The following is a 21,372-nucleotide window of genomic DNA, read 5'->3' as shown; positions in this document are numbered from 1 at the left end:
TGATGTCCGTAGGGCTCGCAAGCTCGCCCAACGGCCACGCTTCGCGCCCTTCGGGTCGGAAGCCAACGGGCGAAAGGACCATTTGGAAAAGCCCTAGGACACCACGGGCGGCATGACGCCATGGAAGAACAGCCACGAGATGAACAGGCCGATCCAGATGATGAACCCGAACAGGCACACCACGTACACGGCGGCCAGGCGGCCGATGCCTTCTGCCCACAGCTTCTTGAAGTTGGACACGAGGCCGATGGTGAAGAAGGTCATCAGGAAGAACAGGCCGCGGAAGGTGTTGGTGCCCGCGATGGTGGCCTTGCCGAACTTCAGCAGTTCCGGCCCGCTGGCGCACAGGGCCAGCATGATCAGGAAGGTGATCACGTAGCCCAGCACGAAACGCGGGAAGCGGTCGAGCACGTCGCCGATCTTCATGCGTTCGCCTTCCTTGCGTTCGATGAAGGCGCTCCAGACCATGGCCAGGATGAACGCCCACACGCCGATGAACACGTCGATGAAGATCTTGATGGTGGTGGCGGCCATGGTGATCCAGCCTTCCTGGTACTGGATGCCGGTATCGGCCACCAGCTTGGCGCGGATCAGGGCGTCGGTGATGGCGCCGGAAGCGATGGCGCCGCCGTCGCTCTTGACGGCCAGGCCCATCCAGGCCCCGGCCACCATGGGTTCGGACGACAGGCCCCATTGCGCCACGAAGGGCAGGATGAGCATTTCGATGCAGGTGAACACCACGACCAGCGACGACACCATGATGGGCACCACGGGGCGGGCGCGGGTGGCGCCGCCGGTGGCGATGGCCGCCGACACGCCGCAGATGGAAATGCCGGAGGCCAGCGGGGCGGCCCATTCACGGCTGAATTTGAAGTACTTGCGCGACACGTAGTACACCAGCGCCCAGTAGATCAGGTAGGCTTCGACGATGGCGCACAGGCCTCGGAAGATGACCGAAGAGGCCAGCCCAAGGGCGTCCACGGCCTTCACGCCCAGTTCCGCGCCCAGGATGACGATGGCGATCTTGATGTACATTTCCGGGCGCAGGGCTTCCTTCAGCTCGGACGCAAGGCCGGGCGTGAAGTTGCCGATGACGATGCCCAGCACCAGCGCGATGATGAAGCCCGCCTCGCCGGTCAGGCCCATGGCCCACGGAATGCCCAGCTTGGCCACCTGGTTGGGGGTGGCGGCGATGACGGCGTAGTGGCCCGCGGCATAGCAGGCCACGCTGATGAAAAAGATGACGGTGAACGACTTCACGAACTTGGGCACGTCGCCGCCCAGAAACTTCACCCCCACGGACAGGAACACCGCGACGAAGAGGTAGGTCAGCAGCAGGCTGACGTAACCCGGCATGCCCTTGAACGTGCCCGTTGCGGCACTGAAAATCTGGCCGGGATTGACCCAGACGTTGGTTTTTACGCTCCAGCCCAGGGCGTCCACCCCGGCGAAGTTGAGCGTGCCCAGAACGAAGAGGAACAGCCCCATGATCAGGGCCAGCTTGTCCTCGGTCAGCCACCGCTTTTGTGCCATGTGAGTCTCCTTGCGCAGTGTGGATACGTTGTCGGTCCGGCGGCCGGTACGGAGCAGGGCCGCCGGCAGGCTTCCGGTGCGGGGGAGCCCGCCCCCGCGACGGGCCGCGCGCCATGCGCGGCCTGGATATCCACACTTGAGCAATATCGGGACCATGGCAGTCCGATTGGTAACCCTGCGAACTTGCTTGGGGACGAATTGGAGAAAGGGCGCGGAACCGCCAACTTGCGAAGGCACCGCGCCTTGCGGAAAAGGCACGCCCCATGGCGTGAGGAAGGCAGGCGGACGGGGAGCGGGAGGCCGGTTGCTCAGACGGGCAGCGTGCGCAGGTAGGCGGTCATTTCCGCATCGCAGCCAGGGCGGATGACATCAAGAATTTCGCGGCTGGCCTGCCTGTCGGAGTGGGCGAAGCATTCCGCCATCCGGATCAACAACCACAGCCGGGTCTTGTCGGGGCAGGGCTGCCCGAGGGCGTCGTCGAACCTGCACAGGGCACGCTCGTACTGCCCGCAGAAGAGATGGTGCAGCCCATTGGAAATGCAGTTTTCCAGCCGCGTGACGGTGGGTACGTCCTTGTCGGCGTACACGTCGTACCAGCGCACCAGATTGCCGTACGCATAGCCGGGGTGCCGCGTCTTCAGCGCCAGGCCCGCGTTGCGGGCATAGGTTTCGCGCAGGGTAGCGTACCGTTCGTGGTACATGGACCGGTCCTTGCCGTGCACCCTGCGGGTGTAGGCATCTATCCAGTCGATGCGGCTGGCGCCGTCCGCGTTGCGGCAGACCAGCCGGGCCAGCCGCTCCAGGGTGCGGTCAAGGTCGCGGTGGTTGAAGTGGTGGATGGTCAGCGCGCCGTGCACCACCTCAAAGACGTTGCCGCTGGGGTCGAAGGTGTGCGCACCGCCCAGTGAGGCCACGTGCGGCGCACCCTGCACGTAGCGGAGCAGCGGCACCTTGCCCACGCCGGTGTTCACGCACAGCGGCATGAAGTCCGCCGGATGGTAGCCGGGGACGAAATGGGGACGGTGGGTGGGCAGGTGGTCGTGCATGTACCCGTGCACCGCACCCACGGATGGGGGAAGCCCGGCCACGAAGTCGCGCAGGGTCATCGCTGGGCCAGGGATGGAATAAGGGGCTGAATCGGGGCTGGCGCCAAGGTCCGGAAACTCGTCGGCGTCGATGTACAGCCACCAGTTGACGTCATGGGGCGATGCCCTGTTCAGGGCCTCCACGGCGGCGTTGAGGTAGTGCACCTTCTTCGATTCGTCGAAGACATCGGTGCGGAAACTGGCCACCAGCCGCGCCCCGGCCTCTTGCGCCACGCGCACCGTGTCGTCCGTGCTGCCGTTGTCCACGAAGCAGACGTTGGCGCACCCCTGGGCAAAGGCATGCCGCACGGTGGAGGCGATGATGTCTTCCTCGTTCCACAGGCACAGGATGGCGTTCAGTTGCATGCGGGGACCTTGGCGCGTCGGGGTGGGCGTGCAGGCGTGCGGGGGGCGGCTACCCCAAGTGACACCCGCCGCCTGCCGGAGTGGCTGCCGGGGTGGCTGCCGGGGTGCCGGACAGTGCGCTCTGCCTCCCTGCGCATTCCTTGGTCCTAACGTAAAGCAATGTAAACACCAGCGGCAAGCGGCCTGCCCTGCCAGGCGGCACACGGAGAGAAGAAACGCGCCCGCAGCAGCGGCAGCGCCCACCGGGGGAAGTGTCCGAAAGACATGGAAGTGCCGGGAGGTGCAGTGGTGAACCCTCACCGCAGGGGATGCCCGCATCCGTCCTGCTCCGGTCCTGATCCGGTCCTGCTCCGGTCCTGATCCGGCCAGGCCCGTCCTGCTCCGACCTGCTCCGACCAGGCCCACCCGGACCCGCCCTAGCCCATGAGCGCCCTGGCCCTGTCCATTTGCGAGGGGTACAGGTCGCCGGGCACCTTGTCCCGCCCCAGGCTCTTGCACACCTTGTAGCGGGCGCATTCCTGCCAGCTTCCCTGGCAGTAGCTCTTCTTCATCATCTCTGCCGTGCCGGGCTTGTTGGCCATCTTGTCGTTGAAGAAAATACACTTCTCGATCATCTCGCAGTTGGGCATGACACGCCTCCTTGCCGGGTGTTCTTCCGGGGCCGCCGCGTGCGGATCAGGACCGGAAAATTCCTGATTGCATCATAATAAATTCTTTAAATTCATTATGATATCCATATGATCAGGTACCACATCCGCAAAAAGACGGGCAATGCGCATGGCTTATAGAGGGGTATTTTTTCCGTCGGCGCCTTGCACCGTCCACGCTGTCTCCACAAGAATGAAGGCGCACTCGTGCTGATTCCCCCTTGCCATCCCCGGCGGCGCGGCAGGGTAATGTCGTCCCGCCTGAATGCCATCCCTGCCCTTTCAGCCGGGCATGGCAGCACAACGAAGCGGCATGCCGCGTTTCACCGAACATGAACGATGGTGTGCTTGCACGGAAGTGAAGCGAAACATGCCCCGGCTGCGGCGCGCCACTTCGAAAGCTGGCCGAAACTTGACGGGCTCGGCGATCGGGGGCAGATACTGCGGTACATGGCAGTGCGTCCACACAGAGTTGTTGATTTTCATTATCTTGCAGCACGCACAGGGCCACTTCACCTCAACCAAGAAGGAGTCGGCATCCATGAAGCTTCGCGCGCAGATACCCACCGTCAAGAACGCCACCAACTTCAATACAGTGACGGACAGCAAGACCGTCGTGGGCAGCACCCTCGACAACCTCAAGGCCGCCATTGCCGGAGAAACCGGGGCGCACGCCAAGTACACGGCCTTTGCCAAGGCCGCCCGGGAACAGGGCTACACGCAGATCGCCCGGCTGTTCGAGGCCACGGCGGCGGCCGAACTGATCCACATCGGCCTGGAATACGCCCTGGTGGCCGAAATGGAGCCCGGCTACGTAAAGCCCACGGTGGCCGCACCCGCCGCCAAGGCCAGCGACCTGAACCTGATTTCCGGGGCCAACGGCGAAATTTACGAGACGTCGGACATGTACCCGGCCTTCATCAAGAAGGCCCAGGAAGAAGGGAACAGCAAGGCCGTCCACGTGTTCACGCGGGCCAAGCTGGCGGAATCCGTGCACGCCGAACGTTACCTGGCCGCCTATAACGACCTGGATGCGCCGGACGACGACAAGTTCCACCTGTGTCCCATCTGCGGGTACATCCACAAGGGCGAGGACTTCGAGAAGTGCCCGATCTGCTTCCGCCCCAAGGACACCTTTACGGCGTACTGAGCAGAAGGCGGAACAACTGACCGGACATGCGGGCCGCGCAATCGCCGTGCGTGAATACGCCCACGGCTGGCGTGGCACGGGAAGGACGCCGTTCCCGAAATGGAAAAAGGGTTCCACAGTGATGTGGAACCCTTATCCTTTCTGGTGGAGCTGAGGAGAATTGAACTCCTGACCTCTTGAATGCCATTCAAGCGCTCTCCCAACTGAGCTACAGCCCCAGGCGTGTCGGGACGCACCGGCTTGGCCGGGCGCGGAGCAGACATTGCCCCAGCACACCGGGTTTGTCAACAATCAGGGTGTAAAATCGCATGGTGGGGCACATCCTGGTGCCCACACGCCGTGCAGCACGCCTATCACCCCGGTGGCACGGCCCAGCTACCCCGGCCTATCGGGCTGCCGGGCAAGAGGGACCACAGCTCAACGAGTCCGCAAGTTCACGGACATCCGAAGGTTTGATGCACCCACCAGGCCGACGTCCTGAAATGCCGTACGCCTCTCCCCTTTCCCGTAGCCCCCGACACGGCACGGCGTGGGCACGGGCGCATCCCCCGGCACCCTGGCCGCACACACGGGAAAACCCCCGCCAGCCCTTGCGGGCATGACGGGGGTTTTTAAACGGGTGGGTCAGGTGGCCCGACCTTGGGCCGGGCGGCCGCATCGTCTCGGTGCGATTACCATCCGTTCATGGTGCCCTCCCCTGGGCGTTACGCCACCGGCTCGTAAAAGCAGCGCTTGGGCGAGTGGATCTTGCCGGCCTTCTTCAGGGCGTCGATGGCCTTGGAAACTTCCTTGGAATCCACGGCGAGGGACTTCGCGATGTCGCCGGGGCGCACGGGCTTGCCCGCTTCCTTCATGGCTTTCAGAACCTGATCTTCCATGGATGTGCTCCTTTGTGATTTAATCAGTAATAATTCCTGATAATGAAATACCTACCACTCGTCAACCATTTCACGCCGTACCGCTCCACTTTTCCACCAACCGTAAACCTTGCCGCCATCCTAGCACGCCCGTGCCGCGCGTTCCAAGCCTTTGCCGCACTTGCTCGCCCCAGTGCCCCTCCACGGTCCTTTCTGGGTATTCTTTCCCAAAGGGCCATGCGGCGTTGGGCTCATGCACCACTGCCTAACGACAACGTTCCGTGCGTAGAAGCGTGTGACGCCGGGCCTTGGCGGCGGCACATGCGTCGCAACGGGCGGCACGGTAAAGGCACTCTCACCTCGCCATGCCACCGGGAGCACCGCGCACATACGCATTCCGCCGGGCAGATCACCCGAAGGAGCTTTGGCCGAGGGTAGCTGCCTGGCATGGACTGCGGTGCATGACGCCTGTGGCTGAAGGCACATACGCTTCATCATCGTGGCGAGAGCGTCATGCGCATGGGCGTCACCGGCGGCAGATCACCCGGAGGCGCCTTGCGCCGGAGGGAAGCTGCCGCCGAAGGGACGCCGCGCATGACGACACGGGGTCCCAAGGGGCGGAGCCCCTGGAGCGCGGGGATGCAAGGGGCCATCGCTCAATGGCCCCTTGCCCGCCGGAGGCATAACGAAATCGAGTGTGGTCAACAGGGCAGAACTGCCTTCGTAGAAGCCCTGCCCAACAATGCACACCGCCTCTTCCTCTTTTCCCCTCCCCCTCCCTTCCTTCCCCCTCCCACCCCCCGTTGACCGCCCCCCCATTGCACCGTACACCCTGTTGCACGTGCGCCGCGCCCACCGCGCGCTGCGCGTTCCCCCGCCCGCCGCACCACACGCCGGGCCGTCACACGACCACCAAGGAGACGCCGCATGACCGCTTCCGCCAGTTCCATGGCCCGCACCGCCGTGGCCGATGCCCTTACCGCACAGGCCCCCGTGGCGCACATCCGCATCTGCGGCTGGGTGCGCACCCGGCGCGATGCCAAGGGTTTCTCGTTTCTCGAAATCAACGACGGCTCGTGCCTTGCCAACATCCAGTGCATCGTGGACGAGGCCCTGCCCGACTACGCCGTGATCAAGGACGTGAACACCGGCGCGGCAGTGGACGTGCGCGGCGAACTGGTGGAATCGCCCGGCAAGGGCCAGAAGTGGGAAGTGCGCGCCGCCGCCCTGACCCTGCTGGGCGGCGCCGACGCGGAAACCTACCCGCTGCAGAAGAAGCGCCATTCCGACGAATTTTTGCGCACCATCGCCCACCTGCGCGCGCGCACCAACAAGTTTGGCGCGGCCTTCCGCATCCGGTCCGAGGCCGCCTACGCCATCCACGAATTCTTCCGCGAGCGCGGCTTCTTCCACGTGCACACGCCCATTCTCACCGGCTCGGACTGCGAGGGCGCGGGAGAGATGTTCCGCGTCACCACCCTGCCCGCGTCCGGCGCGGCGGTACCGCCTTCCGGCAACCGCTTCGAGACCGACTTCTTCGGCAAGGAATGCAACCTTACCGTGTCCGGCCAGCTGGAAGCCGAGGCGTTGGCCATGGGCCTGGGCAAGGTCTACACCTTCGGCCCCACTTTCCGCGCCGAAAATTCCAATACCGCCCGCCACGCCGCGGAATTCTGGATGATCGAGCCGGAATTTGCCTTTGCGGACCTGACCGACGACATGGAACTGGCCGAGGCCATGACCCGCACCGTGGTCAGCCGCGTGCTGGAACGTTGCGCCGCCGACATCGAACTGTTCGACCGCTTCGTGGACAACGGACTGATCGAACGGCTGCGCACCATCGCGGACCAGCCCTTTGCCCGGGTGTCCTACCGCGAGGCCATCGAACTGCTGAAAGCCTCCGGCAAGAAATTCGACTACCCCGTGTCCTTCGGGCTGGACCTGCAAACCGAACACGAACGCTTCCTGGCCGAGGAACACTTCGGCAAGCCGGTCATCGTCTACAACTACCCGAAATCCATCAAGGCGTTCTACATGCGCCTGAACGACGACAACGAAACCGTGGCCGCCATGGACGTGCTGGTGCCGCGCATCGGCGAGCTGATCGGCGGCAGCCAGCGCGAGGAACGCCTGGACGTGCTGGAAGCGCGCATCCGCGAGATGAACCAGAACCCCGAAGACTACTGGTGGTACCTGGACCTGCGGCGCTTCGGCTCCGTGCCGCACGCGGGTTTCGGCCTGGGCTTCGAGCGGCTGCTGATGCTGCTGACCGGCATCGCCAACATCCGCGACGTGGTGCCTTTCCCCCGGACACCCGGCAATCTGGAATTCTAAACTTCGTCACAAAAAATTCTCGCATGCGCGGCGCAGGGGCAACCCCGCGCCGCGTTTTCGTTTTCCACGTCGTCATGCCCACCCGCAAAGCCAGCAATAGCACCGTTTTTTCGCTATCCCCATTGCTCAGTCCCCTTCGACGGGATAAGGTGAAGACAAGTCCGTCCGACCGGAGCGGGTCGGCCCTGCGCGGCGTCGCGTTGCCGTGCGCCGTCATGCCGCCGGAATCCCCACAGGGAACAAAGGACGGACAGGGGGAATACATGATCAAGCCATCTCGCATTCTGCTGGCCATCGATGGAACCCAGGGTTCCTACCGCGCGGCGCACCAGGCCGCCCTCATCGCCAACCTCACCGGAGCGGAGGTCATCCTTCTGCATTGCGCCGACCCGCATCCCTCGCTGTCCCTGCCCTTTACGCCCGGCGGGACCGGCACCCTGACGGAATTTTCCGGGTACGCGCCCCCCTCCGCCCACGAACGGGTGGGGCCTGCGCGCGACATTCTTCAGGACCACCAGGTCCGGTACATGGAGCACACCGTGGAAGGCCCCGCGGCGGAAACCATTCTGGGCGTGGCCCTGCGCGAACACTGCGACCTCATCGTCATGGGGCGCCACGGCACCGGCACCGACGCCGAACCGGACGTGGGCCGCACCGCCGAGCACGTGGTGCGCGCCGCGCCGTGCACGGTGATGGTGGCGGCCTAGGCATCCTCGTCCGGAAACGACCTCAGGCATCCGGTTCCGCTGCGCCCGTTACCCACGCCTCTTTCCGGTCCATGAAACGGTGCGACCGCCGCTCCCCCTGTTGGGAACGGCGGTCGCACCGCGTGGTGGCCTAGTGGGCCTTCGCTTTCAGCGTCTAGCGTCCCTTGCGCAACAGACGGATGCGCGTGTCCACCACCATCTCGTTGGGATACGTTTCGCGCACCGATTCGAACATGGCCAGCGCCTCGGCGTTCTTGCCCTGCTGTTCCAGCGCATCGCCCAGCAGAAACCCGGCCAGCGCCTTCAACTCCTTGTCCGCGTGCGGCATGGCCAGTATCTGCCGCGCCAGATCCGCCCCGCGCGCAAAGTGCTCCATGGACATCTGCACGTCGGCCAGGTCGTACAGGCATTCCGCCCGCCGCGCCTCCGTGGCCTTCAACTGCAGACACTGCTGCAGCACGTCTTCCGCAATGCCGAACTCGCGCCGCGAGGCATGGATGCGCGCCAGCCGCCGGTGCGCCCGGGCATTCTCGTCGCCCGGCAGGTCCGGCACCTCCATCAGCTTGCGCCACACGTCCGCCGCCCTGTCCCAGCGCCGGGCCGTCTCCAGCAGTCCGCCCAGCCGCACCAGCACCTCGCGCGCCTTGTCCCCGTCCATGCCGAACTCAAGGTACATGGCCTCCAGCAACTCCATGGCCGCCTTCTCATCACCCCGCACGTCCTGGGTGATCTGCACCAGCCGCTGCCACGCCTCCCACCGCTCGTCACCCTCCGGGTTCAAACGCAGGTACCGCTCCAGCAACTTCTCCGCCTCGCCGTAGCGCCGCTCGCCCGCCGCCTTGCGCGCATCCGCCATGTCATCCGGTGGTGCCGCCTTTTCGCAGCCAGTGAGTAACAAGGGGAATACCAGGAGAAAAAGGACCATGGGGAGGAAGAACCTTTTGAAAAAGGTTCTCCCTCCCCATACCCCTCCCTCTCCCAAACTTTTCAAATGGGGGGTAGCCAAGGGCGTGGCCCTGAACTTGGCAGCACTGATCATGGGCACACCTTTAATGCAGGACGATACTGAAACCTATTAAAAAGTTTTGAAGGGAGTGGAGGAGGTACGGGGGAGGCGAGGGAAACTTTTCGCTCTGCGGTCGCTATCCGTAAGGTTCGCGCGTTGCGTACGATGGCCGTAAGGCTCGCAAGCTCGCCAACGGCCACGCTTCGCGCCCTTCGGGTCGATCTACGCGCTCACCTAACGGCTACCGCAAAAGTTTCCCTCGCCTCCCCCGATTCATTCCTCTTTCCCTTCTTCTATCTACTCTTCACCCTCGACCACTTCGCGTTCGTCGATGCGGTCAAAGCCCACCACAAGGGCGCCTTCGTCCAGGCGCACCAGGCGCACGCCCTGGGTGGCGCGGCCCACGCTGCGCACGTCCTTGAGGCCCATGCGCAGGATCTTGTTGGTGGAGGTGAGCAGGACGAGGGCGTCATCGTCGCGCACGGGCATGGCGCCGATGACGTCACCGGTCTTGGGGGTGACCTTGAAGTTCTTGACCCCCACGCCACCGCGCGACTGCACGCGGTACAGGTCGGCCTTGGTGCGCTTGCCGAAGCCGTTGGCCGACACGGACATGATCATGGAGGTGGTGTCTTCCTCGGCCAGGATGACGCAGGCCACCACGCGGTCCTTGCCGCGCAGGGCAATGCCCTTGACCCCGGTGGCGCTGCGGCCCATGGGCCGGACGTCCTCGCACTGGAAGCGGATGGCCATGCCGTCGCCGGTGGTGAGCACGATGTGGCAGTGCTCGTCCACCTCGCGCACGGTGATCAGTTCATCCTCGGGGCGCAGACCCACGGCGATGAGGCCGGTCTTGCGGCACTTGGCGTACAGCGAGGCGCTGGAGCGCTTGACCATGCCGCGCCGGGTCACGAACAGGAAGTACCGGTCCTCGGCGAACTCGCGCACGGTGAGCACGGTGGTGACCCATTCGTCCTTGTCCAGCGGCAGCAGGTTGGCGATGTGCACGCCCTTGGCCGTGCGGCTGCCCTCCGGCACGCGGTGCACCTTGATCTGGTGCATGCGGCCGTGGTTGGTGAACAGCAGCAGGTACTGATGGTTGGTGGTGGTCAGGAAGTCCTGCACGAAGTCGTCTTCCGACGTGTGCACCCCGGCAATGCCCTTCCCGCCACGGCGCTGCTGCTGGTAGTTGTCCAGCGTGGTGCGCTTGATGTAGCCGCGGCGCGACAGGGTGATGACCACGTCCTCGTCGGGGATCAGGTCCTCGATGTCGATGCCGTCCAGCTCTTCTTCCAGCACCTCGGTGCGGCGCTTGGTGGCGAAGGTGTCGCGCAGTTCGTTGATCTCTTCGCGGATGACCGAGCGCAGCACCTCGGGGTTTTCCAGCACCGAGCGGAAGAATTCGATCTTCTTGAGCAACTCGTTGTATTCCTCGATCAACTTTTCGTGTTCGAGGTTGGTCAGGCGCTGCAGGCGCATGTCCAGAATGGCCTGGGCCTGGGCCTCGGACAGCTCGAAGCGGCCCATCAAGGCGTCCTTGGCGTCCTGCGGCGTCTTGGACGCGCGGATCAGGGCGACGACCTCGTCGATATTGTCGAGGGCGATGCGCAGGCCTTCCAGGATATGGGCGCGCGCCTCTGCCTTGCGCAGGTCGTAGCGGGTGCGGCGGATGATCACCTCGCGCCGGTGCTCGAGGAATATTTCCAGCGCCTGCTTCAGGTTCAGCAGCTGCGGGCGGTTGCCCACCACGGCCAGCATGTTGATGCCGAACGAGCTTTCCAGCGGCGTATACTTGTACAGCGCGTTGACCACGATGTCGGGGATGGTGCCGCGCTTGAGGTCGATGACCACGCGGATGCCCTTGCGGTCCGATTCGTCGCGCAGGTCGGCCACGCCGTCGATCTTGCGCTCGTTGACCAGCGCCGCGATCTTCTCCACCAGGCTCGACTTGTTGAGCGCGAAGGGAATTTCCCGAATGACGATGGCCTGCAGGCCCTTCTTGCGCTCTTCTATCTCCACCTTGCCGCGCACCTTCACGGTGCCGCGCCCGGTAGTGTAGGCGTCGTACAGGCCCTGCCCGGCGTAGACGAAGCCCGCCGTGGGGAAGTCCGGACCCTTCACATGGTCCATCAGGTCTTCCACCGTGCAGCCCGGCTCATCCACGATGTGCAGCAGCGCGCCGCATAGCTCGCCCAGGTTGTGCGGCGGGATGTTGGTGGCCATGCCCACCGCGATGCCCGACGAACCGTTCAGCAGCAGGTTCGGCACCTTGGTGGGCAGCACCGAAGGTTCGAGCAGGGTGTTGTCGTAGTTGGGCCTGAAGTCCACCGTCTCCTTGTCGATGTCGGCAAGGAATTCGCCCGCCAGACGGGACATGCGCACTTCGGTGTATCGCATGGCCGCCGCGGCGTCGCCGTCGATGGAGCCGAAGTTGCCCTGCCCGTCCACCAAAGGATCGCGCATGGAGAAATCCTGCGCCATGCGGACCAGGGCGTCGTACACGGCGGAATCGCCATGCGGGTGGTACTTACCGATGACGTCACCGACCACGCGCGCCGACTTCTTGGGCGGGCGGGTGTAGCCGTTGCCCAGCTCGTGCTGGGCGAACATGATGCGCCGGTGCACCGGCTTCAGTCCGTCGCGCGCATCCGGGATGGCGCGGCCGATGATCACGCTCAGGGAGTACTCGAGGTACGACTTCCTGAGCTCCTTTTCTATGCTGACCTGTTGCGACACTGGTTTGCCTCGCTTACTCAACTATATCCCGGCGGCAGCCGGTCACTCATCGCCTTTCGTTAATTTTTTCTGTTCGCGATTCAATTGTTGGATACTTTTATCTGGCTTCGGCAAATCTTCAGGCATTGTCCCACCAAGTTCCTTAATGGTCTCTCTTACCTTTGCCCCAACTTGCTTATGAACATTATTCGCTTCTTGCTTCCCGTGAACTGCGTCACGGCGTAATTTCTCTTCTGCTTGCGTTGCTCTAAACAGGTTGGCAGCCAGCTCCGTACTTCCCATATGATCAAGAATTTTCTGACTTTTCTTAAGTCCTTTTCTTCGATGAATAGCTTTGGCACCAAGCCCCCCGTAAAGTCCTCTATATCCATGATCTTGGAATATAGCGAAATCCAGGTCAGTTCGTACTCCAGCTTGATGCGCAGTTGCTGTCAGAGCCTTATTGTGTTCAACCAACTCACCCCGAAGGGCAAGTCTTCTTTCATCTTCTGAAAGCTGCCCAAACCCTCTGGAATCACGCAATTCTTGCCTTCTGGTTTGAATTGCAAAGTAGGTTTGGCCATAGGCAATTGCCGACTTTGAAGGATCTCCGTTTTGCACCACAAGATAACAAGCATATCTGGATAAACGGATATCTTCGATTGATCTTTGTGCCCCTGACCCAAGTAAAACCATTTTGCGGACATCCGCAAAATGGTCTTCTGGTATCTGTGAACTGCCTATGCACGCATCTTTTGCACGCTCAATTACAGGAAGAAAATTCCTGAACTGTGAATACCCCAAGGTCAAAGACAGCTCTCGGGCATACCAAAACTCATTCCCATCGTTGTCTGTATGGCGGATTTCCTCAAACGAAGCGTGACTATCTGCATTCATACTCATCTGCTTCCGTTTTAGACTGACTTTCAGGGGAGAGGAGAAATATCCCTCTCCCCTGAAAAAGGTTTAGATATCCAACTCCTGCACAGACAGTGCGTTGCGTTCGATGAACTCGCGGCGGGGTTCCACCCTGTCACCCATGAGTTGTTCGAAGGCTTCGCTGGCTTCTTCGGCGTCGTCCACGGTAACGCGGAGCAGGGTGCGGTTTTCCGGGTTCATGGTGGTCACCCACAGCTGTTCCGGGTTCATTTCGCCCAGGCCCTTGTAGCGCTGGATGTTGATGCCCTTGCGGGCCTCGTCCAGCACCAGGCGAAGCAGGTCGAAGATGTCTTCGGCGTCGCTGGTTTCGCCCTTGCGGTCCACGGTGCAGCGCAGGCTGCCGCAGCGGGTGCGGATATCGGCCAGGGCATCCCAGGCCTGACGGTACATCTTGGAGTGGAAGAACTCGGCCCCCACGCGGGTGCGGTGGCCGTTGGTGTCTTCGAAAACCACGAAGGTACGGCTGTCCTCGTCGGTGTCCTCGTGCTCTGCGGACACGGAGTAGCCCCGGTCGTCCAGCCACTGGCGCAGGCCGTTGGGGTCTTCTTCGGTGAACCACTGGGGTTCGATGCGGGTCTGGTACTCGATGAAGGCCAGGAACAGCTCACGCGCGATGCCGATGTTCTCCACGTCGCGCACCTTGCCGGACACCAGTTCGATGGCCTTCATGAGCGAGACGATGTCCGGCCCGGTGAAGGCGCAGCCCGATTCGGTACGGATGGTGATGTCGGTACTGATGCGGTCCAGCAGGAAGGCGTTCAGCTCCGGATCGTCCTTGATGAACTTTTCGAAGCGGCTGCTGTGCACCCGGTACAGGGGCGGCTGGGCGATGAACAGGTGGCCGCGGTCGATGAGTTCCTGATACTGCCGGAAGAAGAAGGTCAGCAGCAGGGTGCGGATGTGCGCGCCGTCCACGTCGGCGTCGGTCATGATGACGACCTTGTGGTAGCGCAGCTTGTCGTAGTCGGTGTCGTCCTCGCCTATCCCTGCGCCCATGGCGGTGATGAGGGCCTTCACTTCCTTGTTGGCCAGCATCTTGTCGAAGCGGGTGCGCTCGGTGTTCAGGATCTTGCCGCGCAGCGGCAGGATGGCCTGGGTGGAGGGGTCGCGGCCCTGCTTGGCCGAACCGCCTGCGGAGTCACCTTCCACGATGAACAGTTCCGATTCCGCCGGGTCCTTGGACTGGCAGTCTGCCAGCTTGCCGGGCAGCGAGTTGTCGGACAGGGCGCCCTTGCGGCGCACAAGTTCCTTGGCGCGGCGGGCGGCATCGCGGGCGCGGGCGGCGTCCACGGCCTTGTCGATGATCAGCCGGGCGTCCTTGGGGTTTTCGCCAAAGTGCACGTTCAGCTTGTCGTACACGATGCCGGCCACAAGCCCCGCGATTTCGCTGTTGCCCAGCTTGGTCTTGGTCTGACCTTCGAACTGGGGCTGCGGCAGCTTGACGGAGACCACCGAGGTCAGCCCTTCGCGCACGTCATCGCCGGACAGCACGGTGCCCTTCATCTTCTTGACCAGGTCGGGCTGGCTCTTGATGTAGCCGTTGATGGCGCGGGTAAGCGCCGTCTTGAACCCGGCAAGGTGGGTGCCGCCTTCCTTGGTGCGGATGTTGTTGGCGAAGGTGAGCACGTTTTCCTTGTACCCCGCGTTGTACTGCAACGCGAAGTCCACGGTGACGCCGTCGGTCATGCCTTCCCCGTCGATGATGGGGTGGATGCCGCTTTCGCCGGAGTTCAGGTCCTTCACGAACTGGCGGATGCCGCCGTCGGCGCGGAACACGTGGGTTTCCGCGCTGCGTTCGTCGATGAACTCTATTTCCAGCCCCCTGTTCAGGTAGGCCAGTTCCTCGAAGCGCTTGCGCAGCGTCTCGTACGAGAACTGCAGCGTCTCGAAGATTTCCTCGTCCGGCTTGAAGTGCACCGTGGTGCCGTGGTTGGCCGATTCACCCACCAGTTCCAGCGGCCCCTGCACCGCGCCGCGCGCAAAACGCATGCGGTGGCGCTTGCCGTCGCGGCGCACGGTCACTTCCAGCCACTCGGAAAGGGCGTTCACGCAGCTCACGCCCACCCCGTGCAACCCACCCGACACCTTGTAGGCGTCGTTGTCGAACTTGCCGCCCGCGTGCAGCTTGGTCATGACGACCTCGACCGCGGGCTTGCCCTCCTTGGGGTGCAGGTCGACCGGGATGCCGCGGCCGTTGTCGCTGACGGTGACGCTGTTGTCGAGGTGCAGCTTGACCACGATGCGTGAGCAGTAGCCCGCCATGGCCTCGTCGATGGAGTTGTCCACCACCTCGTACACAAGGTGGTGCAGGCCCCGCGCATCGGTGGAACCGATGTACATGGCAGGGCGCTTGCGGACGGCAGCCAGACCCTCAAGGATCGTGATGCTGTCTGCGGTATAGGTCTGTCCCGTGGGAGTGGTCATCTTTGGGATTGTCTCCAACTTACGGATTTTCAGCGTTCAAGGCTTGGGGTTGAGGCTTTGGTCGAGGCTTTTTTTACGCCTCCGGCGGGCAGGGACTACCGCCCCTGCACCCCATATCAGGAAAAGTTCAGGTGTGGCCGAAACCGTTTCCCTGGGCGCTACGTAACTCCCTACTCTTTACCCCTCTCTATTCAGGGGGTGCAGGGGGCTTTGCCCTCTGCCCGCCGGAGGCACACAAAAAACCGTACCTCCACAAGGCAAAACACCCCACACGAGAAAAGGACTAGACCTCTTCCTCGCTATAATACGTCTCTTCCACGATCTTCATGGGCATGATGATCACGGTATATTCGCTGTCGTCGCCGCCGGTGAGCCCGCAGGGGCCTTCGCTGCCGGTCAGGGTCAGGCCCAGCCGTTCGGAGCGGTAGTGGCCCATGATCTCGATCAGGTTGCGGGTGGGGAAGGCGATCTTCTTGATGTCGCCGCTGTAGGTGGCTTCCAGGGTTTCGGTGGCCGAGCCCACGTCCTGCCCTTGGGCGGACAGCACCACATCGCCGCCGCCCCCGTTGCCGTCCAGATCGAAGTAGGTGCAGCGGTTGGAGTCGGTATTGAAGATCAGCAGGCGGTCCAGGGCCTCCATGGCGTCCTTGCGGGGCAGTTCCAGCCTGGAGACGCCGTCGGCGGACAGCTTGGCCAGGAAGTTCATGTAATCGGGGTACTGGTAGTACGACAGCGGCAGGCTGAAGGTTTCCTTGCCGTCGCCGGTACGGAAGTGCAGGCGCTTTTCGGAGATGTTCAGTTCCACCTCGTCGGTGCCCAGCCACTTCTTGAGTTCACCAAGGTACTTCTTCTGGATCAGGATGCCTTCGGGCGGCAGCATGGCCATCAGTTCGTCATGGGTGAAGCGCAGCATGGCGAACTGGTGGCCGTTCAGGCCGCAGGCCTCGATGGCGTTCTGGGCGCCGGGCTTCAAGGACAGGCAGGCAATGGCCTCCACCGCGTCCTCGTCGCTGATGCAGAAGGCGATGCGGTCGATGAGCTCCTGCAGGTAGTCGCCGGACCACATCACCGAGCCGTCGGCCGGGAATTCCGAGAAGTTCTGGAACCACACCGGGTCGTTGACCGGCAGCTTGTACTTGCGGCGGCCCTGCTCGATGAGCAGGTTGCCGCTTTCGGCGTCCAGCTTCAGGGTGATCTGGCCGCCGGGCAGCTTGCGGAGCAGGTCCACGAAGGCACGGCCCTGCACGCCCGCCAGGCCCGGCTGTTCGATCTCGGCGGCGTAGGCGCCCCGGAACTCGATGTTCGAGTCGGTGGCCAGCACGCTGAGCGAACCGTTCTCGGCCTTCAGCCAGATGGAGCGCAGGTAGGCCGCGCCCGTCTTGGCGGGGATGATGCTGGCGGCCTTCTGCAGACCTTCGATGACATCTTCCTTCTGGATTCTCAGAAACATATCTGGATCTCCTGTTGTAGTAGCAGGGCCTGTGTCCAGGTGCGCAACCGGTTCAACGTGTGAAAATGATTTGGAATTTTCGGGAACATCACAATGCACCGCGTGGGAACCGAAGGAACAGCCGAAAGGGGGTGGGCACTCATTCGGCCCGAGTTAGGCACTTTCGTTTGAGGTCGGTCACCAAAAGTTGCATATCTTTGTCACTCTGCTGCAATTGTTTGATTTTTCGCACGGCATACATGGCGGTGGAGTGGTCCTTGCCGCCGAATACCCGGCCCAAAGCCGGAAAGGAGCTGCCCAGCAGTTCGCGGCACAGGAACATGGCCACCTGCCGGGCCTGCACGATATGCTGCTGGCGCTTGTCGCCGACAATGTCGCGCGCGGGAATGCCGAACTGCTCCGCCGTGGCGGCGATGACCGCCTGCGGGGTCAGGCTGTTGCCCTTGCCGCTGTCGGTGTGCCGCAGGATCTGTTCCAGTTCGCGGTCCTGGATGTCGCGGTTGACCAGCTGGCGGTAGGCTCCGACCTTGACCAGGATGCCTTGCAGGTGGCGGAATTCGCGGAACCGCTGGGCCAGGGTGAGGGCGTGTTCCTTGGAAAGCTGGATGTTGCGCGAGCGGCTTTGCTGCTGGATGAACTTCAGCCGCACGTCCAGGTCGGGTTCGCGCAGTTCGACGATCAGCCCCCATTCCAGGCGCGAGCGCAGCTTGGGCGACAGGAACTCCAGGTCGGCCAGCTTGCCGGAGCAGGCAAAGACCATCTGCTTGCCGTTGTCGTGAAAGTGGTCGAAGGCAAAGGTCAGCTCGTCCTGCAGAAAGGGCAGGTCGCGCAGGCGTTGCAGGTCGTCCAGCACCAGCACCTCGTGGGCGCACAGGCGGCTGCGGGCCTGCTGGCGTTCTTGCGCCGCCCCTGTGCCCGAGGCCGAAAGACCTTCGAAGCGGGTGCCAAGTTCATCCACGGAGCCGCAGAATATGGCGTTTTCATCGCGCGATCGGCTCAGTTCGTTGGCGATGGCGCGAAGAAGGTGGGTCTTGCCGTTGCCGCTGCCGCCGCAGACGACGAAGGGGTTGTACACCCTGTCGCGCTGGTCGCGGCCGTCGCGGGACACTTCCTTGGCAGAGGCCACGGGGAACTGGTTCTTGCGGTTGCTCAGAAAGCTGTCGAAGGTGAACCGTGCACCGAAGGGGTAGTCCAGCTGGCGGGCCGCCTGGTGAGCCGGGGCCGCCTGGGGCGAGCCGCCATTGCCCGAGGAATAGCGCAACACGTACCCGTCGCCCAGAAATTCGCGCAGCCGCGATTCAAAGGTGACCTGCGCCGTGGCCGAAAACCACTGGGCAAAGAACGGGTGCGGAAACTGGACCTCCAGCCGCTTGTCGTTCGTGCTCAGGGTGATGGCCAGCGGGTCGTACCACTGGCGCAGATCCTGCTCCTGGCAGGTCTGCTGAAGGTGTTGGCGCAGGGCTTTTTTCAGCACGGGCGGTGGATTGGTCCTGTGTGAACCCGGCTGGCCGGGCATTGCGGGTATGATGAACGTGGGCCCAGAGAACCGGCACGACGCGTGCCGTCACCCCGCAGTCGTTTGCCCGCGCCGCTCCGGGGGCTCACGAAGGAGGCCGTGGACGTTGCGCGGACGGGAATGGAGGAGGACGGCGGAAGCCGTGGCCCAAGTGCGCATCATTATCATATTGATCGAACCGGAACAAGACCGGGCGTTGGTCCGGACGTGGCGCGGCAACGAAACGGCATGCCCGGCGCGCCGTGCGGGGTTTTGTGCGGGGTGCTGCCGGTGCGGGGTGCTGCCGGGCCGGAAGCGTGCCGTGCGCTTTCGCGCGCGAGGGCCGGGCAGGGGAGCGGGCAGGGCCGTGCATGGCAGGCCAGATGGACCGGGCATGAACCGGGCATGAAACGGACAGGGAGCATGCCAGGCGCCGGGGGTGGGGATCGGGGTGGTTGTGGGCGCGGCGCGGGTAGCACACTGCGAGAACAAGTCGGGACAGGGCGGTTTTCTCGCTCCACGGCGCCCGCAGGGGCCGCAAGCGGTGTATTTCGCATCTCGGTCCGGCTCGATCCGGTTTCGTGTCTCAGGCGGCCTGTTGTGCAACGATGTGCAGAATCCGTCGGTCGTCTGGACAATTCCCCATGGCGCGGCTAGGGTTGGGCAGTTCTTTTCGGTTGGACCCGTCCGCCAGTCGAGGTCAATTGCGGCAGTCGAGCACTGGCGAAGCCCATTGAGGCTTGCCGAGGGCGCGCCCCCCATTGCCTTTTCCGCCACGCGCGGCAAGGCTTTTTCATTGGGCGCTCCCCGTGGTCGACCCGGCCCGAGCCCTGGCTCATGCCTGGTCAATCAGGCGCATGCCTTTTCCGGTCGTTTCCGTCCGCCGGACCGGGCTCACGCGGCGCGGGGCCGCCCCATCACCGAAGCGCAGACCACACCGCCATTTTCCGTGCGCAAAGGCCACCATGTACGCGCATGCGCGCCATGTCCGTCAGTCCGTCAGGCCCTGTCCGTGATGCAGGGCATGGCGGGCAGCTGCCGCCACCCTGGCCGGTTTCCGGGTCTGCCCATTGCACGAGGTTTCATGCAGTTGCCTTCCGCCAAGCGTTCCGGAATCGTCCTGCTGGTCATCCTGCTGCTGGCCGCCGCGCCATTCGTGCTGCGGCGCGGGCAGCAATCCGATGAAACTGCCGCCGACATCACGGCGGCAGACTGCAACGCCACCGCTCCCGCCGGGCAACTGCCCCCGGAACTGCGGGCCCAGGGCGATGCCGACGGGCAGGACGGCCAGAGCAGGGGCCAGCCCGAGGTGGTGCAGGGGGTGGTTTCCTCCGGCGACACGGCAGGCAAGATCCTGCAGGAATGGCTGTCCTCGGTGGACGTGCACACCATGGTTGCCGCGTGCGATAAGGTCTATTCGCTGGCCCGGTTGCGCGCGGGGCAGCCGTACACCGTGGTGGCCAACGCCAGCATCGGCGGCATCGAACGCTTCGAATACGAAATCGACAATTCGCAGAAGCTCATCGTCAGCAAGACCGACGATTCCTTTGCCGCGCGGGTGGAGCCCATCCACTACGACGTGGACGTGGTCCGGGTCGAGGGGATCATCGAATCCAACCTGTTCCAGTCGGTGGCCGACGCGGGCGAATCGCCCACCCTGGCCATCCGCCTGGCCGACATCTTCGGGTGGGAGGTGGATTTCATCCGTGACATCCGCGAGGGCGACAGCTTTACCGTGCTGGTGGAAAAGCGCTTCCGCGACGGGGAATTCAAGGGCTACGGCAGGGTGCTGGCCGCCATCTTCACCAACCAGGACCAGACCCACCGCGCCTACCTGTTCCACGACGACCTGGGCATTCCGCAGTACTACAATCCGGAAGGCGCCTCCATGCGGCGCTCGTTCCTGAAGGCCCCGCTGTCGTTCACCCGCATATCCAGCGGGTACACCATGACCCGCAAGCATCCCATATTCCGCGACGTGCGGCCCCATCAGGGCGTGGACTATGCCGCGCCCACCGGCACCCCGGTCAAGGCCGTGGGCAACGCCGTGGTGGCCTCCGCCGGGTGGGGCAACGGTTACGGCAACCTGATCATCCTGCGTCACGCCAATGGCTACGAAAGCTACTACGGCCACCTTTCCGGCTTTGCGCGCGGGGTGCGCAAGGGCGCCACGGTGAAGCAGGGCGACGTCATCGGCTACGTGGGCGCCACGGGCTGGGCCACCGGGCCGCACCTGGATTTCCGGCTGAAGAAGGACGGCAAGTTCATCAACCCCACCAAGAACATCAGCCCCCGCTCCGAGCCGGTGGCGCGCAAGCTGCTGCCCGACTTCCGCCGCCAGATGGACGCCATCCGTCCGTATCTGGATGGTGACGGCGACATTGCCACACTGGATGTGCAGAACCTTCCCAACATCTGATATTCACAAGAAAAAGTTTGCGTACTGGCGCGCCGTCTCCTTCCGGGGTCGGCGCGCTTTTGCGTTGCGGGCAGGGGAAAGCCATCGGCAAGCCTGCGATTGCGGGTGTGCCCATGGCAGCATGCAATGTGCACCAATCATGGATGGTTGCTGATGCGAGGGGGGGGGACTTTGCCGGAACGGTAAGTGACCGATGCGTGTCGAGTGTGATTGCCTGTGTTGCCCCAAGGACAAACCGCAGTTCA

14 protein-coding genes and 1 tRNA gene are annotated in these 21,372 nt (G+C 63.5%); 4 read left to right on the top strand and 11 right to left on the bottom strand.

Translation table 11 applies throughout. The features are described 5' to 3' along the window. Positions 1–93: 93 nt before the first annotated feature. From DESTE_RS10960 to DESTE_RS10950, 3 genes are all read right to left on the bottom strand, one after another. Positions 94–1,533 carry a putative sulfate exporter family transporter gene (locus DESTE_RS10960; RefSeq protein WP_035067614.1) on the bottom strand — a complete coding sequence of 480 codons (1,440 nt, stop codon included), beginning with the start codon at positions 1,531–1,533 and terminating at the stop codon, positions 94–96. A 308-nt stretch (positions 1,534–1,841) separates the two neighbouring features. After that, positions 1,842–2,984: a glycosyltransferase family 2 protein gene (locus DESTE_RS10955; protein WP_035067612.1), complete on the bottom strand. Its 1,143-nt coding sequence runs from the start codon at positions 2,982–2,984 to the stop codon at positions 1,842–1,844. Positions 2,985–3,400: 416 nt separating this feature from the next. After that, on the bottom strand, positions 3,401–3,613 hold the full coding sequence (locus DESTE_RS10950) for a hypothetical protein (RefSeq protein WP_035067610.1): 213 nt from the start codon (positions 3,611–3,613) through the stop codon (positions 3,401–3,403). Positions 3,614–4,172: 559 nt separating this feature from the next. On the opposite strand from DESTE_RS10950, the gene ngr reads away from it, so the two are divergent. Further along, the gene (gene ngr, locus DESTE_RS10945) at positions 4,173–4,781 is read left to right on the top strand and encodes a nigerythrin (RefSeq protein WP_035067608.1); all 609 of its coding nucleotides are present in this window, start codon (positions 4,173–4,175) and stop codon (positions 4,779–4,781) included. A 142-nt stretch (positions 4,782–4,923) separates the two neighbouring features. Here the strand turns inward: ngr and DESTE_RS10940 are convergent. Then, positions 4,924–4,999, bottom strand: a tRNA-Ala gene (locus DESTE_RS10940). A 486-nt stretch (positions 5,000–5,485) separates the two neighbouring features. Next, positions 5,486–5,659, bottom strand: a complete 174-nt coding sequence (locus DESTE_RS10935; RefSeq protein WP_035067606.1) for a helix-turn-helix domain-containing protein — start codon at positions 5,657–5,659, stop codon at positions 5,486–5,488. A gap of 927 nt (positions 5,660–6,586) precedes the next feature. Here DESTE_RS10935 and asnS point away from each other — a divergent pair. Further along, positions 6,587–7,972 (top strand): asparagine--tRNA ligase, encoded by a 1,386-nt coding sequence (asnS, locus tag DESTE_RS10930; protein WP_035070183.1) that lies wholly within the window; start codon positions 6,587–6,589, stop codon positions 7,970–7,972. Between the two features lie 263 nt (positions 7,973–8,235). Further along, positions 8,236–8,679, top strand: coding sequence for a universal stress protein (locus DESTE_RS10925; RefSeq protein WP_035067604.1), 444 nt, complete (start codon positions 8,236–8,238; stop codon positions 8,677–8,679). A gap of 154 nt (positions 8,680–8,833) precedes the next feature. On the opposite strand, the gene DESTE_RS10920 is transcribed toward DESTE_RS10925, so the two are convergent. From DESTE_RS10920 to DESTE_RS10895, 6 genes are all read right to left on the bottom strand, one after another. Next, positions 8,834–9,535, bottom strand: a complete 702-nt coding sequence (locus DESTE_RS10920) for a tetratricopeptide repeat protein (RefSeq protein ID WP_245590814.1) — start codon at positions 9,533–9,535, stop codon at positions 8,834–8,836. A 447-nt stretch (positions 9,536–9,982) separates the two neighbouring features. Further along, positions 9,983–12,421 carry a DNA gyrase subunit A gene (gene gyrA, locus DESTE_RS10915; protein WP_035067601.1) on the bottom strand — a complete coding sequence of 813 codons (2,439 nt, stop codon included), beginning with the start codon at positions 12,419–12,421 and terminating at the stop codon, positions 9,983–9,985. Between the two features lie 42 nt (positions 12,422–12,463). Beyond that, positions 12,464–13,297 (bottom strand): DNA damage-inducible protein D, encoded by an 834-nt coding sequence (gene dinD / locus DESTE_RS17640; RefSeq protein WP_035070180.1) that lies wholly within the window; start codon positions 13,295–13,297, stop codon positions 12,464–12,466. 69 nt (positions 13,298–13,366) lie between these two features. Further along, on the bottom strand, positions 13,367–15,763 hold the full coding sequence (gene gyrB / locus DESTE_RS10905; RefSeq protein WP_035067600.1) for a DNA topoisomerase (ATP-hydrolyzing) subunit B: 2,397 nt from the start codon (positions 15,761–15,763) through the stop codon (positions 13,367–13,369). 283 nt (positions 15,764–16,046) lie between these two features. After that, complete coding sequence (locus DESTE_RS10900) at positions 16,047–17,213, bottom strand: DNA polymerase III subunit beta (protein WP_035067599.1); 1,167 nt, start codon at positions 17,211–17,213, stop codon at positions 16,047–16,049. 139 nt (positions 17,214–17,352) lie between these two features. After that, entirely contained in the window at positions 17,353–18,687 is a 1,335-nt protein-coding gene (locus tag DESTE_RS10895; protein ID WP_035067598.1) for a DnaA ATPase domain-containing protein, read from the bottom strand. Between the two features lie 1,105 nt (positions 18,688–19,792). Here DESTE_RS10895 and DESTE_RS10890 point away from each other — a divergent pair. Then, complete coding sequence (locus tag DESTE_RS10890; RefSeq protein WP_035067597.1) at positions 19,793–21,127, top strand: M23 family metallopeptidase; 1,335 nt, start codon at positions 19,793–19,795, stop codon at positions 21,125–21,127. Positions 21,128–21,372 lie beyond the last annotated feature (245 nt).

The sequence above is a fragment of the Nitratidesulfovibrio termitidis HI1 genome, from assembly GCF_000504305.1.
Taxonomy (GTDB): domain Bacteria; phylum Desulfobacterota; class Desulfovibrionia; order Desulfovibrionales; family Desulfovibrionaceae; genus Cupidesulfovibrio; species Cupidesulfovibrio termitidis.
This window is presented reverse-complemented; position numbering and strand designations above follow the sequence as displayed.

Coding starts and splice junctions, on each gene's coding strand:
- DESTE_RS10890 (WP_035067597.1), top strand. CDS start 19,793: ATGCAGTTGCCTTCCGCCAAGCGTTCCGGAATCGTCCTGCTGGTCATC.
- gyrB (WP_035067600.1), bottom strand. CDS start 15,763: ATGACCACTCCCACGGGACAGACCTATACCGCAGACAGCATCACGATC.
- DESTE_RS10925 (WP_035067604.1), top strand. CDS start 8,236: ATGATCAAGCCATCTCGCATTCTGCTGGCCATCGATGGAACCCAGGGT.
- DESTE_RS10900 (WP_035067599.1), bottom strand. CDS start 17,213: ATGTTTCTGAGAATCCAGAAGGAAGATGTCATCGAAGGTCTGCAGAAG.
- DESTE_RS10920 (WP_245590814.1), bottom strand. CDS start 9,535: ATGGCGGATGCGCGCAAGGCGGCGGGCGAGCGGCGCTACGGCGAGGCG.
- dinD (WP_035070180.1), bottom strand. CDS start 13,297: ATGAATGCAGATAGTCACGCTTCGTTTGAGGAAATCCGCCATACAGAC.
- DESTE_RS10960 (WP_035067614.1), bottom strand. CDS start 1,533: ATGGCACAAAAGCGGTGGCTGACCGAGGACAAGCTGGCCCTGATCATG.
- DESTE_RS10950 (WP_035067610.1), bottom strand. CDS start 3,613: ATGCCCAACTGCGAGATGATCGAGAAGTGTATTTTCTTCAACGACAAG.
- DESTE_RS10955 (WP_035067612.1), bottom strand. CDS start 2,984: ATGCAACTGAACGCCATCCTGTGCCTGTGGAACGAGGAAGACATCATC.
- asnS (WP_035070183.1), top strand. CDS start 6,587: ATGGCCCGCACCGCCGTGGCCGATGCCCTTACCGCACAGGCCCCCGTG.
- ngr (WP_035067608.1), top strand. CDS start 4,173: ATGAAGCTTCGCGCGCAGATACCCACCGTCAAGAACGCCACCAACTTC.
- DESTE_RS10935 (WP_035067606.1), bottom strand. CDS start 5,659: ATGGAAGATCAGGTTCTGAAAGCCATGAAGGAAGCGGGCAAGCCCGTG.